The sequence below is a fragment of the Nonomuraea sp. NPDC052116 genome (genome assembly GCF_040680035.1).
GTDB classification, from domain to species: domain Bacteria; phylum Actinomycetota; class Actinomycetes; order Streptosporangiales; family Streptosporangiaceae; genus Nonomuraea; species Nonomuraea angiospora_A.
Genome location: NZ_JBFAWA010000003.1, coordinates 385,671 through 400,719 on the forward strand (window position 1 = coordinate 385,671; position 15,049 = coordinate 400,719).

A 15,049-nucleotide genomic window follows, 5' to 3' on the forward strand; every position below is an offset into this window, starting at 1 on the left:
CTTTCGACCCGAAGTGTCAAGATCTGTCAGCGTTCGGCCTGGACGATGTCCCGGTGAATGCGTGACAGTGGCACGCCGTCGATCTGGAGGCGGCGTACGGTCTCGTTGACCATGCCGGGCGGGCCGCACACGTACACGTCGTGCTCGGCCCAGGAGTGGAAGCGCTGCACGACCTCGGGCAGGTGGCCGCGCATCCCGCCGTACCCCGGCTGGTCGGACACCACGGGCAGCACCCGCAGCCAGGGGAACGACGACTCCATCCTGATCAGGTCGGGCAGGTCATAGAGCTCCTCGACCGTGCGCGTGCCGTACAGCAGGTGGATGTTGGGCCGGCGGCCCGAGGCGATGATGTGCTCGATGATCGCCTTCAGCGGGGCCAGGCCGGTGCCGCCCGCCACGCACAAGACGTCGCGCAGGCTGCTCTCGCACGGCCCCATCGTGCCCATCGGCGGGCCCAGCAGGAGCGTGTCCCCGATGCGGGTGTGCCTGATGAGCGCGCTGGACACCCAGCCGCCGGGGACCGAGCGGACGTGCAGCCTGAGCGTGTTGTCGGCGCGCGGCGCGTTCGCGATGGAGAACGTGCGCCAGACGCGCGGCCAGCGCGGGGTCTGCACGTTGAGGTACTGGCCCGGCGTGTACGGCAGCCGCTCGGCCGGCCGCAGCGTGAGGACCGCGATGTCGAGGTGGCGCCGCTCATGGTCGATCACCTCGGCCGGCCACCAGGCGGGCGAGACCCCGGAGTCGGACGCGGCGGACTCGATCATGAGCTTGGCGGCCGCCGTGTAGGCGGCGACCCAGGCGGCCTCGATCTCGTGGTTCCAGATCTCGGCGGCGAAGCGGCGGATCGTGGCGAGCAGGGCGTTGCCGACGGCGGTGTAGTGCTCGGCGATCACGCCGTACTTGCGGTGGTCCCTCCCCAGCTGGCCCAGGTACGTCGCGAGGCTGCCCGGGCTGTCCAGGCTCCACACGATGCGGGTCAACGCTCTGAACAGGCGGTCCCGCTGGACGTCCATGGCGGGCGGGAACATGCCCCGCAGATGCGGGCTCTCGGCGAACAGCCGGCCGTAGAAGTAGGCCGTCGCCTTGTCGGCCACCGGTTCGATGACGGAGAAACTCTCTTTTACCAGGCGCGGATTCAACGACATTTACCAACCCCACCTATGGACCGGAATCGGGTTCCGGTCGTGTCGTTCACCTCCCTGACGGCTCCGGGTCTTGAGCGCGCGGCCCCTCCCCGGTACAACCGATGCGCTCAAAATTGAGTCTTACACCACTGATGACGCGTCACAACCGTTTCTCCTCAATACGGTGCGAAGCCAACCATCTGTAGTTACCTCGTTATGTCTCGCATACGAATTTCGGTCGGAAAATGCGAGAAAGAATCGTATTTGCCGGTGGAGTCGGCGCTGGGAGTCATTCCCGTCCCAGCGCGAGGGGCGTACCATCCGGCCATGGCAGCCCTCCATCCCAGGCGCGTGGCCTGGGAAGGCGCCCGGACCTTCGTCTCCGCCGCGAACACGGACGCCTACTGGTGGCTCAGCGACACGGTCGGCCACTACCTGGGGCTCATGTACCAGTTGGAACTGTGCGAGACGCGGCTGCGGCTGCAGGCGGCGGCGGAGGTGGACGCGATCTACGCGGAGGCGGGCGCGTGGCGGGCCCGCCTGGACGAGCTCCTCGACACCCACCCCGCGACCGCGTCGATCCTCACTCAGATGATCAGCGAGACCACGTCCCGCCTGCCCTGAGGCGAGGTCAGGGGCAGACCCGCCCGTTGGCCTCGAACGCCGCGTGGGTCAGAGGCATGAGCTCCGCCCACAAGGCCTCCATCTTCTCGGCGACCATCTCGATCTCACGCTGCGGGAACGACGGGAACGTGGAGTCCTCGCGCTTGACCCGCAGCGACAGGAAGTTCATCAGGGCGCGGGCGTTGCAGGTGGCGTACATCGAGGAGTAGAGGCCCACCGGGAGCACCGTACGGGCCACCTCGCGCGCCACCCCGGCCTCGAGCATTTCCAGATAGGCCCGATAGGACTGCCGGTAGCTCTCCTGGGTCGCCTCGGTCACCAGCTTGTGCTGCTCGGCGGTGCCGTCCAGGAACACGTACTTGCCGGGTTTTCCTTCCTGCACCAGCTTCCGCTCGGGCCCGGGCACATAGAAAACCGGCGTCAACTTCCGGTACCTGCCGGACTCCTCGTTATAGGAAAAGGTCCGGTGTCTCATGAATTCCCGGAAAACGAAGATCGGCGCACTGACGTAGAAGGTCATGGAAGAGTGTTCGAACGGCGTGCCGTGCCGGTCGCGCATCAGGTAGTTGATGAGTCCCTTGGAACGCTGGGGATCGGCCTCGATCTCCTCCAGAGAGCTCTCACCCTTCGTGGAGACGCGTGCGGCCCACAGCACGTCGGCGTCCGACGCGGCGGCCTTGACCAGCTCCACGTCCACGTCGCTGCGGAACGTGATCTCGGCCTCGGGTTCGACAGTGCCCACGAAGAGCCCCCCTGCTCAGGTCGGGTGTTGTGACGGCCCCCAGCAAACCAGGTCGGGGCCGCGCGGCGCGAGTCGGCCCCCCGGGACTCACAGGCGGTAGACGCGGCGGGCGTTCCCCGAGCCGATCATGTGGGCGATCCGGGCGGCGTCCGCGGCGCTCCACTCCCCCGCCGCCAGCCGCGACCCGAGCGCCGCGCCGAGCGCCTGCCGGTAGTAGAGCGCGCCCAGGTAGCAGGTCTCGGCCACCCCGTGGCAGCCGGAGCTGAACAGCAGCTTGTGGAACGGCGCCAGCTCCAGCAGCTCGTCCACGACCCTGGCCGAGGCGGCGGCGGTGTGCGGGAGCGCGAGGCCGACGTCCACGTAGACGTGCGGGTGGACGCCCGCGAGGTAGGCGGCCTGGCGGTGGAACGGGTAGCAGTGCAGCAGGATGAGCGGCACGCCGACCGGCTGCAGCATCCTGGCGAACGCTCCCAGCCGGCCCGGGTCGGTGCGGTGCAGGTCGGGCCCCGAGCCGCCGAAACCGGTGTGGAACTGCACGGGCAGCCCCCGTTCCCTGGCCACGTCGACCGCGCTCCAGAGCAGGTGGCGCAGCAGGACCTCGTCCGTCAGCGGCTGCTTCGGGTCCGCCAGCCGCCGGTTGGCCGCCGCGATCACCGCTCCCCTGGTGGGCCTGGCCGGGTCGAAGTCGAGGCCGTACAGCGACGCGACGACGGTCTTCAGCCCGACCGCCCGGGCGGCCCTGGCGGTCAGCTCCTCGCCGACGCCGTCCAGGTAGTCCACGGCCAGCGGCGCGTCCTCGGCCACGTCCCGCTCGATCTGCTCGATCCGTACGAGCTCGTCGGCGGCGGCCCCGCCGTGGCGGCCCATCTCGGTGGCGGTCAGCAGATCGACGTCCCCCGGGCCGATGTCGGCGGGCGCGGTGTCCACCAGGAATGCCACCACCCCGGCCCCGGCCAGCAGCCGCCGGTTGACCTCGGCCGCGCCCAGCTCCTCCCGGCGCGAGACGTAGACGGCCGGCGGGGCGTGCGGCTCCAGATCGAGCAGGGGCGCGCACCAGCGGCGCACGGCCACCCCGAGCGGCGCGTCGAAGTGGGTGGTGCCGGGCGGCGCCGGGCTGCCGCCCTCGTTGATGAGCAGCTCGAACTCGGCTCTGCTCAGGTCGTCCCGCCGCACCCCGTGACAGTGGTGGTCGACGAGCGGGGCCAGCAGCGCGTCACGCACCGTGCCGGGCAGGTCTACGGGGAGCATGCGGAGACTCTAGGGGAGCTCCGCACGCTCCCGCGGCGGTTTTACCGTAGTTATCTGCGGGACAGGCGCAGCACGTTCGCGATGACCTTCGCGCCCGCGCCGCCCTCCTGCGTGAGGATCGACTCGGGGTGGAACTGCACGGCGAAGCGCCGCCGCTCGACGTCCTCGATCGCCATGACGTTGCCGTCGGGCGTGAGCGCGGTCGCGGCGAAGCCGACGACGCCGGGCTGCTTGGCGTGCAGCGAGTGGTAGCGGGCCGCGGTGAACTCGTCGGGCAGCCCCTCCAGCAGCGCGCTGTCGGCGATCCGCGAGACCTGGCCGCGCTTGCCGTGCTCGGGGTAGCCGAGCAGCTCCAGCGTGCCCCCGGCCTGCTCGACCATGGCCTGCAGGCCCAGACAGACGCCGAAGACCGGCAGGTCGCGGGCGTAGATCTGGTCGATCAGCGCCGACATGCCGAAGTCGGACGGCCAGCCGGGCCCCGGCGAGAGCACCACCAGGTCGGGCGCGATCTCGTCGATCATGTGGGCCGGGAAGCCGTGGCGCAGCGTCACCACGTCGGCCCCTTCCTGGCGGAAGTAGTCGGCCAGCGTGTTGACGAAGGAGTCCTCGTGGTCGACGAGCAGCACCTTCATGCCCTGGCCCGGCTGCGGCCTGGGCTCGGGGACCGGGACGGTGCCCGGCCGGTTCACCGCGGCCAGGGCGCCGAGCAGCGCGCTGGCCTTGAGCTCGGTCTCGCGCTCCTCCGCTTCGGGGTCGGAGTCGAACAGCAGCGTCGCCCCGGCCCTGACCGTCGCCACGCCGTTCTTGATCTGGGCGGTACGCAGGGTCAGGCCGGTGTTCATGGAGCCGTCGAAGCCGATGAAGCCGATGGCGCCGCCGTACCACCTGCGGGTCGTGGCCTCGTGGTCCTCGATGAACTGCATGGCCCACGTCTTGGGCGCGCCGGTGACCGTCACGGCCCACATGTGGGTGAGGAACGCGTCGAGCGCGTCGAACTCCGGCCGCAGCCGCCCCTCGATGTGGTCGACCGTGTGGATCAGGCGGGAGTAGAGCTCGATCTGGCGGCGGCCGATGACCTTGACCGTGCCGGGCACGCAGATGCGCGACTTGTCGTTGCGGTCGACGTCGGTGCACATGGTCAGCTCCGACTCCTCCTTGACGCTGGACAGGAGGGTGCGGATGGCCTCGGCGTCCTCGACCGGGTTGCTGCCGCGGGCGATGGTGCCGGAGATGGGGCAGGTCTCGACGCGGTCGCCGCTGACCCGGACGTACATCTCGGGCGAGGCGCCGACCAGGTGCTCACCCTCGCCGAGGCTGATGATGAACTCGTACGGCGCCGGGTTGCTCTGCCGCAGGCCGCGGTAGAAGGCCGACGGGTCGGCGCAGACGGAGTGGAAGACCTGCCCGGGCACGACCTCGAACAGGTCGCCGCGCTTGAACCTCTCCTTCGCGGCCGCCACGACCTTGGCGTACGTGCCCCTCTCCGGGTTCTCGGGCAGCTCGCCGGGGGTGACGGGCTCGGCGGTGGCGCCGGTGCGCTCCAGGCCGCGGGTGGTGGCGCCGTCGACGGTGAACTCGTAGCGGAACTCGACGCTGGACTCGCGCTGCCGGTCGATCACGATGATGCGGTCGGGCAGGTGGAGGACGAGGTCTCGCTGGTCGTCGGGGCGGACGAGCTCCTGCCTGATGGGCTCGAACTGGAAGGCCAGGTCGTAGCCGAACGCGCCGTACAGGCCGAGGTGCGGGTCGTCACCCTTGAAGGCGGCGATGACCTCGCGGATCGCGGTGAACACCGTGGGCCGGCGGCTGCGCATCTCCTCCGGCAGCAGGTCCGCCGGATCATTACCGGGTTCGGGGACGTACACCTCGACGCGGTCCGGCGTCGGCTCGGCGACCGGCTTTCCGGCGGCCAGCAGGCAGGAGGCGACGGCGGGCAGCACGACCCTGCCGCGCTCGTTCAGCGCGGTCGCCGAGATGACGCGGCCCTTGGCGACCAGCTCCAGGCACGGGTCGACATAACCGAAGGCCCATCGGCTGTAACGGCCCGGGTAGTCCATGCCCGAGGAGAACGCGCCGCCGCGCCTGTGCCCGAGCGAGGTCACGATCTCTTCGAGTGCGGCCTCGTCCACCTCGCGCGCCTCGCGCTCGACACCGATGCCCCCGGCGGTGGTATATCCGCTCGTCTCCACTTCCTGCCCCTTTACCACGTCAAATGATCGAGCCCCGGGGGCGGACACGCGAAAGGCCGCCATCCGGGGCGGCCGTCCGTTGAGGAATGCGAAACACGCGCCGCCTAGGAGCGGCGCCACCACTGGAGCTGAGCGTGACTTCGCATGCGAACAGGTTAACCGCCGGACCATGATCGCGCAACGCCGACCCGCCCCCTCGCGCCCGGTGGGCGGCCGAGGGTGGGGCGGGTGCGCGAGTTTGAATACAGAGCTGTACTGTATTCATGGATCGAGAGGAGACCCACGATGTACGAGACCGAGGCGATCACCCTCCCCACCCTGCGGCCGAATCCGTTCGACCCTCCCGACGGCCTCGCCGAGCTGCGCGCGACCACCCCCATCACCCGCCTCGCCTACCCCGACGGCCACCTGGGCTGGCTGGTCACCAGTCACGCGCTCGTGCGCGAGGTGCTGGCCGACCGGCGCTTCAGCACCCGCACCGAGCTGCGGCACGTCCCCATCGAGAGCACCAGCACGGGCCGGCCGAGCCCGCCCGGGATGTTCATCGGGATGGACCCGCCCGATCACACCCGTTACCGCCAGTTGCTCACCGGCGAGTTCACGGTGCGCAGGATGCGCATGCTCACCGAGCGCATCGAGGAGGTCACCGAGCAGCAGCTCGACCTCATGGAGCGGCAGGGCCCGCCGGCCGATCTGGTGGAGACGTTCGCGGCGCCGGTGCCGGCGGTGGTCATCTGCGAGCTGCTCGGCGTGCCCGAAGAGGAGCGGGCGGGCTTCATGGCCGAGGCCACCGAGCTGGTGCGCCCGGACGCCCCGCAGGAGCGGAAGATCTCCACGTTCCTGACGATGCAGGCGCGCATCCGCGACCTGGTCGTGGCCAAGCGGGCCGAGCCCACCGACGACATGCTCAGCGGCCTGACCAGGAGCGACCTCACCGACGAGGAGCTGGCCAACATCGGCTTCCTGCTCCTGGGCTCCGGCCTCGACACCACCGCCAACATGCTCGCCCTGGGCACGTTCGCGCTGCTGCGCCACCCCGGCCAGCCGGCCGTCCTGCGCGACGAGCCCGGCCGGGTGGACCAGATGGTGGAGGAGCTGCTGCGCTACCTCACGATCGTCCCCTTCCTCGTCCGTACGGCGCTGGAGGACGTCGAGCTGGGCGGCGAGGTGGTCAGGGCCGGTGAGACGGTCACCGTCTCGATGCCGTCCGCCAACCGCGACCCGGGCCGCTTCCCCGACCCGGACGTCCTCGACCTGCGCCGGGACACCGGCGGGCACGTGGGCTTCGGCCACGGCGTGCACCAGTGCCTGGGCCAGCAGCTGGCCAGGGTGGAGATGCGGGCCGGCTATCCTGCGCTGTTCAGGCGGTTCCCGTCGCTGCGGCTGGCGGTCGAGCCGGAGCAGGTGCCGCTCCGTACCGACATGCTCATCTACGGGGTCCACAGCCTCCCGGTGGCCTGGGACGTCCGGTGATGAGCGGCGTCAAGGGCAGGGTCTGCCTCGTCACGGGCGCGTCGTCCGGCATCGGCCGCGCCACCGCGCTGGAGCTGCTGCGCGCCGGCCACACCGTGTACGGCCTGGCGCGCCGCGTGGAGCGGATGGACGCGCTCCGCGACGCCGGCGGCCACGCGATCGGCGCGGACGTGACCAAGGACGCCGACCTGGAGCGGGCCGTGCGGACGGTCCTCGACGAGCAGGGGCGCATCGACGTGCTGGTGAACAACGCGGGCACCTCCGTGTACGGCGCCACCGAGGAGGTGCCGATGGAGCGGGCGCGGCAGGTGTTCGAGGTCAACCTGTTCGGCCTGGCCCGGCTGACCCAGCTCGTCCTGCCGCACATGCGCGAGCGCCGCGCCGGCACGATCGTCAACATCTCCTCGATCGGCGGCGAGATCGCCCTGCCGCTGGGCGCCTGGTACCACGCCTCCAAGCACGCGCTGGAAGGGTATTCCGACTCGCTCCGGGAGGAGGTGGGGCGGTTCGGGGTGCGGGTCGTGGTGGTGCAGCCCGGGATCATCAAGACGGAGTTCGGCGACGACACGCCGCGCGAGCTGCGGGAGATCTCGGGGCACGGGGCATACGCGGACGACGCGGAGTGGATGGCGCGGCGGACCGAGGCGGGGTTCGGGCCGGGCAGCAAGGCGTCGGACCCGAGCGTGGTGGGCCGGGCCGTCGTGCGGATCGTGGCCGCGCGCGACCCGAAGCCCCGCTACCCCGTCGGTTACCTGGCCGGGCTGCTGCTGTGGGTCAATAGACTCCTGCCGGACCGCCTCTACGACAAGATGGTGACCCGCCGCGCATGATGACCACCGACGACCTCGGCACGACCGGCACGCGAGCCGCGCGACCGGCCGGACGGCCGCGCAACCAGGAGGCCGACACGGCCATCCTGGCGGCCGCGCTCGACCTGCTCATCGAGTACGGCGCCCAGCAGACCAGCATCGAGCAGGTCGCCAAGCGGGCCGGCGTGACGAGGGCGACGGTCTACCGCAGGTACGCCGACAAGACGGCGCTGCTGGTGCGCACCCTGAAGTGGGCCCTGCACGACAACGACCCGGCGCTCACCGGCTGGCGCGACCTGGACCACATGTTCGAGGAATGGGCGCTGCATCTCGCCGATCCGCGCAACCGGGTCCTGCTCCGGCGGGTCTTCGGCACGGTCGACGACTATCCCGAGCTGGTGCGGACGTACCGGGAGAGCAACGGCGGGCGGCGGGCGGCGGTGGTGCGCGAAGCGCTGACCGCGGCCCGCGAGCGCGGGGAGCTCCCGTCCGACCTCGACGTGGACGTGGTGCAGGAGCTGCTGACCAGCGCGGTGACGGGCCATCTGGTCGGCCGCCCCGACGACGAGGGCGCCGAGGAGATCAAGGCGTACTTCCTTACGATCATGCGGCAGGTCGGTTACCGGCGATATATCAGCTGACCAGATTACATTTCAGGCAGTCACGTTACATTTCGCGACACCTCTTGCTTTCCCGACACGATCTCTTCACGCTTCTCGACAGAAGCGTAAAGATCACCTCTTGTCTCGAGGGACTCGAAGGAGAGTCGCGTGCCCAACACCCCCCGCTGGCGTGCGGTCCTGACCGGGATCGCCGTCATCGCAGGCTTATGCGTGCCGCAGGTCCCGGCGCTGGCCGCGCCGGAGCCCGCGAAGATCGACGCCGCCGTCCAGGCGCAGCTCGACAAGGACGACAAGGCCACCTTCTGGGTCCGGTTGAAAGGGGCGGCCGACCTGAGCGGCGCCCGCCGGGCCGTCACCAAGGACACGAAGGCCGAGCTGGTCTTCGAGGCCAAGACCGAGCGGGCCGCCGCCTCCCAGGCGGGCCTGCGCAAGCTGCTCGACTCCCGCCGCACCGACTACACCCCGTACTGGATCGTCAACGCCGTACGGGTGACCGCCGACGCGAAGCTCGCGGGCGAGATCGCCAAGCTGGCCGAGGTCGAGAGCATCCAGCCGGTCCGCACCGTCAAGCTGCCCGACCCCACGCCCGGCAAGGCAGAGGCGAAGATCAACGCGGTCGAGTGGAACATCGACCGGGTCAACGCCCCGCGCGTCTGGAGCGAGCTGGGCAACCGCGGCGAGGGCATCGTGATCGCCCACATCGACTCCGGCGCCCAGTTCGACCACCCCGACCTGGTGCAGAGCTACCGGGGCAGGAACCAGGACGGCACGTTCACGCACGACTACAACTGGTTCGACCCGGCGCGCGTCTGCCCGACCGCCGCGCCGTGTGACAACAACGGCCACGGCACGCACACCATGGGCACGATGGTCGGCGCGAACGGCATCGGCGTCGCGCCCGGCGCCAAGTGGATCGCCGCCAAGGGCTGCGAGGTCAACACCTGCACCGACGCCTCCCTGCTGGCGGCCGGGCAGTGGGTCCTGGCGCCGACCGACCTGAACGGCCAGAACCCGCGCCCCGACCTGGCCCCCGACATCGTCAACAACTCCTGGGGCGGCGACGGCTACGACCCCTGGTACAAGGAGACGGTCGAGGCGTGGGTCGCGGCCGGGATCTTCCCGGCGTTCGCCAACGGCAACGAGGGCCCCGCCTGCCGCACCAGCGGCTCGCCCGGCCAGTACGTGGAGAGCTACAGCGCGGGCGGCTTCGACATCAACAACACGCTGTACAACCGCTCCAGCAAGGGCGAGGGCGAGAACGGCGAGATCAAGCCGAACATCGCGGCCCCGGCCGTCAACGTGCGCTCCTCGACCCCGGGCAACTCCTACGAAAGCTTCACCGGCACCTCGATGGCCTCGCCGCACGTGGCGGCCACGGTCGCGCTGATCTGGTCCGGCTCGCCCGGCCTGCAGGGCAAGGTGGCGGCCACCCGGCCGCTGCTCGACAGCACCGCCGTCGACGTCGGCGACACCAGCTGCGGCGGCACCGCGGCCGACAACAACGTCTGGGGCGAGGGCCGGCTCGACACGTACGCCGCCGTGCAGGCCGCGCCGCACGAGGACCTCGGCGACCTGCGCGGCACCGTCACCTCGGGCGGCTCGCCCGTGGCGGGCGTGACGATCACGCTCTCGGGGCCGCTGAGCCGTACGGTGACCACCGGCCAGGACGGCACGTACGCCGTGCCGCGCCTGCTGCCGGGCGACTACCAGGTCAGCGCGGAGAAGTTCGGCTACGAGAAGGCGGGCGCGACGGCCACGATCGCGGCCGGGCAGGCCGCGACCGCGGACGTGTCCCTGACCAGGCTGCAGTCCGGCGTGGTGTCCGGCACGGTCAGCACCGCGGGCACGCCGGAGGCGGGCGCGACGGTGGAGGCCACCGGCACGCCGGTGAGCGCCGTGACCGACGCCTCGGGCCGCTACAGCCTGACGCTGCCGCGGGGCGACTACGAGCTGCGGATCACGCCGGTGTCCCGCTGCTCCAGCGGCACGACGGCGTCCGTCTCGGTGGCCGGTGACGTGACCAAGGACATCGAGCTGCCGCTGCGCGGCGACAACTTCGGCTACACCTGCAGGAGCGGCGCCCAGGCGTACGTGGCGGGCACCGACAAGCTGGCGCTGAGCGGCGACGACGAGGCCGTGCAGGTGACGCTGCCGTTCCCGATCCCGTACTACGGCACGGGGTACGGCAAGGCGTGGATCGGTACGAACGGGTACGTCTCGTTCGCCACCGACCGGGTCACCACCGGCAGCAACGGCCGGCTGCCGACCACGACCACGCCCAACAACGCGGTCTACCCGTACTGGGACGACCTCATCATGGACGCCCAGGCCGGGGTCTACACCGGGGTGACGGGCACGGCGCCGCACCGGACGTTCGTCGTGGAGTGGCGCAACGCCGGCTTCTACAACGCCGCCGACCTGCGGGTGTCGTTCTCGGCGCTGCTTGGTGAGGACGGCTCGATCGCCTTCCGGTACAAGGACATCGACAGCGAGCGCGAGCAGGGTTCCAGCGCCACCATCGGCATCGAGAACGCGGGCGGCACCGACGCCATGCTCTACTCCTACGAGGAGCCGGTGGTGTCCACCGGGCAGGGCCTGACGTTCACGGCCAGCCGGCACGGCCTGGTCACCGGCGCGGTCACCGACGCCAACGACGGCAAGCCGCTGGCCGGGGCGACGGTGAAGGTGGGCGACGTGGCCACGTTCACGACCGCCGAGGACGGCTCGTTCTACGGGCAGGTGCTGGCCGGCGACTACGACGTCGTGGTGTCCAAGGAGCACTACGGCACCTTCACCAAGGCCGTCACGGTCGCGCCCACCACGGTGACGCGGATCGACACGGCGCTGGTCACCGGCCAGGTGAGCGCGTCGGCGGGCGAGCTGACCGTGGTGATGCCGGCCGGGTCCACCCGCACCAGGACGCTGGAGCTGACGAACCTGGGCGCGCCGACGCCGTACACGGTGGCCTCGGAGCCGTGGTTCGCCACGACGCCGGCCTCGGGCGAGCTGGCCAAGGGGCAGAAGGTGACGCTGAAGGCGACGCTCTCCAGCGCGGGCGTCGCGCCCGGCACGGTCAAGACCGGCACGCTCCTCGTCCGGTCGGCCAGCGGCCGGCAGCCGACCATCGAGATCAAGGTGTCGGTCGTGGTGCCGAAGCTGCAGGTCGCCATCGACACGGGCGCCACGAAGAACGTGGTCGACGCCGCCGGTGACACCTGGACGCCGGACAAGAAGTACGCGGCGGGGAGCTACGGCTACGTGGCCACCTCGACCAGCACGTCGAGCACGTCCAAGACCATCGCGGGCACCGCCGACCAGGCACTGTTCAGGACCGCCAGGGAGAAGATGCTGGAGTACCGCTTCGACAACGTGCCCGCCGGCACGTACACGGTCGAGCTGGACTTCGCCGACCTGAAGAGCACGCAGCCGGGCAAGCGGGTCTTCGACGTCCTCGTCGAGGGGCAGCTGGCGATCCCGGCGCTCGACCTGGCCCTGGAGGCGGGCACGTACACGGCGGTGAGCAGGCAGTACACGGTGAAGGTCACCGACGGCCAGCTCAACGTGCGCTTCGCCACCCGGCAGGGCGCCACGATCGTGAACGCCGTCCGCATCTCGGAGCGCCCCGACCGGGCGACTCCGTAGCGGCCCACGGGTGCCCCCGGGCTGTCATGGCCCGGGGGCATCTGTTACTGGTTAGTACATGAGACGCGTGCGGCTCCAGCGGGATCTTCCCGTTCCGATGCCCGACGGCGTGACACTCCTGGCCGACCACTACGCCCCGGCCGGCGGCGAGCGGGCACCCGTCATCCTGATGCGCTCCCCGTACGGCCGTCGCGGCCTGTTCGGCTGGTACTACGGCCGCGGCTTCGCGCGGCACGGCTTCCACGTCGTCATCCAGAGCTGCCGCGGCGGCTTCGGCTCCGGCGGGCTGCTCGACCCGCTCGGCGACGAGCACGACGACGGCCTGGCCACCATCGCCTGGCTGCGCAAGCAGCCCTGGTACGGCGGCTCGTTCGCGATGTTCGGCCCCTCCTACCTCGGCTACGCGCAGTGGGCCGTCGCGCCCTACGCCGGGCCCGAGCTGAAGGCCATGGCCACCCAGATCACCGCCTCCCAGTTCAGGGACGCCGCCTACGTGGGCGGCGCGTTCGCGCTGGAGTCGACGCTGAGCTGGACCACGCTCACCGACGGCATGTCGCGCCGGTTCGGGGGCGCCGCCCTGCTGACCGCGCCCCGGCTGACCCGCAGGGCGGTCCTGTCCGGCCGCCCCGTGGCCGAGCTGGACCTGGCCTCGGCCGGGCGGCCGCTCCGGTTCTACCAGGACCTGCTCATGCACCACGCCCACCCGGACGTCCCCTACTGGGACAAACGTGACTTCTCACCGCAGGTGGGTGAGGTGGAGGCGGCCGTCACCATGCTGGGCGGCTGGTACGACGTCTTCCTGCCGTGGCAGCTCAAGGACTACACCGCGATGCGGGCCGCGGGGCGGCGGCCGTACCTGACGATCGGGCCGTGGTACCACATCGACACCCGGCACGGGCGGCCCGCCATGGCCGAGTCGCTGGCCTGGTTCCGCGCGCACCTGCTGGGCGACCGCTCCGGGCTGCGGCCCGACCCCGTGCGCCTGTACGTGACGGGGGCCGAGGAATGGCGCGACTTCCCCGACTGGCCGCCGCCGGGGACGCGGGAGCAGCGCTGGCACCTGCAGCACGGCTTCGGGCTGGGGACGGACGGGCCCCTGGACGCCCCGCCCGACCGGTTCCGGTACCACCCCTCCCATCCGACACCGGTGATCGGCGGGCCGGTCCTGCTCGGCGACTCCCGGCCGCGTGATCAGCGGCGGCTGGAACAGCGGCGCGACGTGCTGGTGTACAGTTCGGCGGCACTGGAGTCGGACGTGGAGATGATCGGGCCGGTGCGGGGCGAGCTGTTCGTGCGGTCGAGCACGCCGTACGTGGACGTGGTGGTGCGGGTGTGCGACGTGCACCCGGACGGGCGCTCGTTCAACGTGTGCGAGGGCGTGCGCCGCCTCTCGGCGTCGGACTCCCTCGACGGGGTACGGCGGGTCTGCGTGGACCTGTGGCCGATCGCGCACCGGTTCGGGCGCGACCACCGGATCAGGGTGCACGTGGCGGCCGGGGCGTACCCGACGATCGCCCGCAACCCCGGCAACGGCGATCCGCTCGGCGGCGGCGACGGCGCGATGGTGCCCGCCGACGTCGAGGTGTTCCACTCCCCCGACCTTCCCTCCGCCGTGGTGCTGCCGCTGTGCGCGCCTCGCGGTTGATGTCGCTGGTCCTGCTGCTGCAGGGCCGGGGCGGGATGACGGCGGCCGAGCTGGCCAAGGAGCTGGAGGTCTCCGAGCGGACCGTGCATCGGGACGTGCTCGCGCTGTCGGAGGCGGGCGTGCCCGTCTACGCCGACCGGGGACGGGGCGGCGGCTACCGGCTGCTGGACGGGTACCGGACGCGGCTGACCGGGCTGGACCGGGCCGAGGCGGAGGCGCTGTTCCTGTCGGGGGTGCCGGCGGCGCTGCGGGAGATGGGGCTGGAGGAGGTGGCGGCCACGGCCCGGCTGAAGGCCGCCGCCGCGCTCTCCCCCGCGCTGCGGGACGCGCCGGCCGTCGCGGCGCAGCGCTTCCACCTGGACGCGCCCGGCTGGTTCGTCGGCGACGACCCGCCGCCGGAGGCGCTCGCGCCGCTGGCCAGGGCCGTGTGGAACGACCGCCGCGTCTCGGCCGTCTACAAGGGGAAGGTGCGCACGCTGGAGCCGTACGCGCTGGTGCTCAAGGCGGGCGCCTGGTACCTGGCCGCGCGGCTCGGGACCCGGTTCCTGATCTTCCGGGTACACCGGTTCGGCGCGGTGTCCGTGCTCGCCGAGCCGTTCGACCGGGAGCCCTCCTTCGACCTGGCCGCCTTCTGGGCGGAGCAGTCGGCGGAGTTCAGCCGGTCGCTGCTGCGGGACGTGGTCACGCTGCGGCTCAGCGAGCACGGAGTGCGGATGCTGCGGCACATCGCCGACCCGGCCGCGCTCGACGACGCGCTCGCCTCGCTCCAGCCGGACGGGACGGTGCGGCTGGCGGTGGAGTCGGTGCCGGTGGCGTACTCGCAGGTGCTGCGGTTCGGGCCGGAGGCGGAGGTGCTGGACCCGCCCGAGCTGCGGAAGCTGGTCGCCGACGCCGCCGCCCGCATGTCCGCCCTCTACCGGCCCTGACCGG

11 protein-coding genes are annotated in these 15,049 nt (G+C 71.3%); 7 read left to right on the plus strand and 4 right to left on the minus strand.

Annotation, left to right across the window (positions count from 1 at the left end; genetic code table 11):
- Positions 1 to 26 precede the first annotated feature (26 nt).
- A complete protein-coding gene (locus AB0L65_RS07385; RefSeq protein WP_364241485.1) occupies positions 27 to 1,145 on the minus strand; it encodes a globin domain-containing protein in 1,119 nt (372 codons plus the stop codon).
- A 306-nt stretch (positions 1,146 to 1,451) separates the two neighbouring features.
- On the opposite strand from AB0L65_RS07385, the gene AB0L65_RS07390 reads away from it, so the two are divergent.
- Positions 1,452 to 1,748, plus strand: a complete 297-nt coding sequence (locus AB0L65_RS07390) for a hypothetical protein (protein WP_364241488.1) — start codon at positions 1,452 to 1,454, stop codon at positions 1,746 to 1,748.
- Between the two features lie 7 nt (positions 1,749 to 1,755).
- On the opposite strand, the gene thyX is transcribed toward AB0L65_RS07390, so the two are convergent.
- The 3 genes from thyX to AB0L65_RS07405 form a co-directional block, all read right to left on the minus strand.
- Positions 1,756 to 2,490 carry an FAD-dependent thymidylate synthase gene (gene thyX / locus AB0L65_RS07395; RefSeq protein WP_350734682.1) on the minus strand — a complete coding sequence of 245 codons (735 nt, stop codon included), beginning with the start codon at positions 2,488 to 2,490 and terminating at the stop codon, positions 1,756 to 1,758.
- An 87-nt stretch (positions 2,491 to 2,577) separates the two neighbouring features.
- Positions 2,578 to 3,738 (minus strand): amidohydrolase family protein, encoded by a 1,161-nt coding sequence (locus tag AB0L65_RS07400; protein ID WP_364241492.1) that lies wholly within the window; start codon positions 3,736 to 3,738, stop codon positions 2,578 to 2,580.
- Positions 3,739 to 3,788: 50 nt separating this feature from the next.
- Complete coding sequence (locus AB0L65_RS07405) at positions 3,789 to 5,927, minus strand: anthranilate synthase component I (protein WP_364241494.1); 2,139 nt, start codon at positions 5,925 to 5,927, stop codon at positions 3,789 to 3,791.
- A gap of 285 nt (positions 5,928 to 6,212) precedes the next feature.
- Here AB0L65_RS07405 and AB0L65_RS07410 point away from each other — a divergent pair, with 285 nt between their 5' ends.
- The 6 genes from AB0L65_RS07410 (at position 6,213) to AB0L65_RS07435 (ending at position 15,045) form a co-directional block, all read left to right on the plus strand.
- Complete coding sequence (locus tag AB0L65_RS07410) at positions 6,213 to 7,400, plus strand: cytochrome P450 (protein ID WP_364241497.1); 1,188 nt, start codon at positions 6,213 to 6,215, stop codon at positions 7,398 to 7,400.
- The gene (locus AB0L65_RS07415; RefSeq protein ID WP_364241499.1) at positions 7,400 to 8,230 is read left to right on the plus strand and encodes an oxidoreductase; all 831 of its coding nucleotides are present in this window, start codon (positions 7,400 to 7,402) and stop codon (positions 8,228 to 8,230) included. The genes AB0L65_RS07410 and AB0L65_RS07415 overlap by 1 nt, the downstream gene beginning before the upstream one ends.
- Entirely contained in the window at positions 8,227 to 8,850 is a 624-nt protein-coding gene (locus AB0L65_RS07420) for a TetR/AcrR family transcriptional regulator (RefSeq protein WP_364241502.1), read from the plus strand. Before AB0L65_RS07415 ends, AB0L65_RS07420 begins: the two co-directional genes overlap by 4 nt.
- A 129-nt stretch (positions 8,851 to 8,979) precedes the next feature.
- Complete coding sequence (locus tag AB0L65_RS07425) at positions 8,980 to 12,474, plus strand: S8 family serine peptidase (RefSeq protein WP_364241505.1); 3,495 nt, start codon at positions 8,980 to 8,982, stop codon at positions 12,472 to 12,474.
- 58 nt (positions 12,475 to 12,532) lie between these two features.
- Positions 12,533 to 14,119: a CocE/NonD family hydrolase gene (locus AB0L65_RS07430; RefSeq protein ID WP_364241507.1), complete on the plus strand. Its 1,587-nt coding sequence runs from the start codon at positions 12,533 to 12,535 to the stop codon at positions 14,117 to 14,119.
- A complete protein-coding gene (locus AB0L65_RS07435) occupies positions 14,101 to 15,045 on the plus strand; it encodes a WYL domain-containing protein (protein WP_364241510.1) in 945 nt (314 codons plus the stop codon). The genes AB0L65_RS07430 and AB0L65_RS07435 overlap by 19 nt, the downstream gene beginning before the upstream one ends.
- Positions 15,046 to 15,049 lie beyond the last annotated feature (4 nt).

Excerpts from the sequence above, each read along its gene's own strand:
- AB0L65_RS07430 (WP_364241507.1), top strand. The coding sequence starts at position 12,533 with ATGAGACGCGTGCGGCTCCAGCGGGATCTTCCCGTTCCGATGCCCGAC.
- AB0L65_RS07410 (WP_364241497.1), top strand. The coding sequence starts at position 6,213 with ATGTACGAGACCGAGGCGATCACCCTCCCCACCCTGCGGCCGAATCCG.
- AB0L65_RS07385 (WP_364241485.1), bottom strand. The coding sequence starts at position 1,145 with ATGTCGTTGAATCCGCGCCTGGTAAAAGAGAGTTTCTCCGTCATCGAA.
- AB0L65_RS07420 (WP_364241502.1), top strand. The coding sequence starts at position 8,227 with ATGATGACCACCGACGACCTCGGCACGACCGGCACGCGAGCCGCGCGA.
- AB0L65_RS07400 (WP_364241492.1), bottom strand. The coding sequence starts at position 3,738 with ATGCTCCCCGTAGACCTGCCCGGCACGGTGCGTGACGCGCTGCTGGCC.
- AB0L65_RS07415 (WP_364241499.1), top strand. The coding sequence starts at position 7,400 with ATGAGCGGCGTCAAGGGCAGGGTCTGCCTCGTCACGGGCGCGTCGTCC.
- AB0L65_RS07390 (WP_364241488.1), top strand. The coding sequence starts at position 1,452 with ATGGCAGCCCTCCATCCCAGGCGCGTGGCCTGGGAAGGCGCCCGGACC.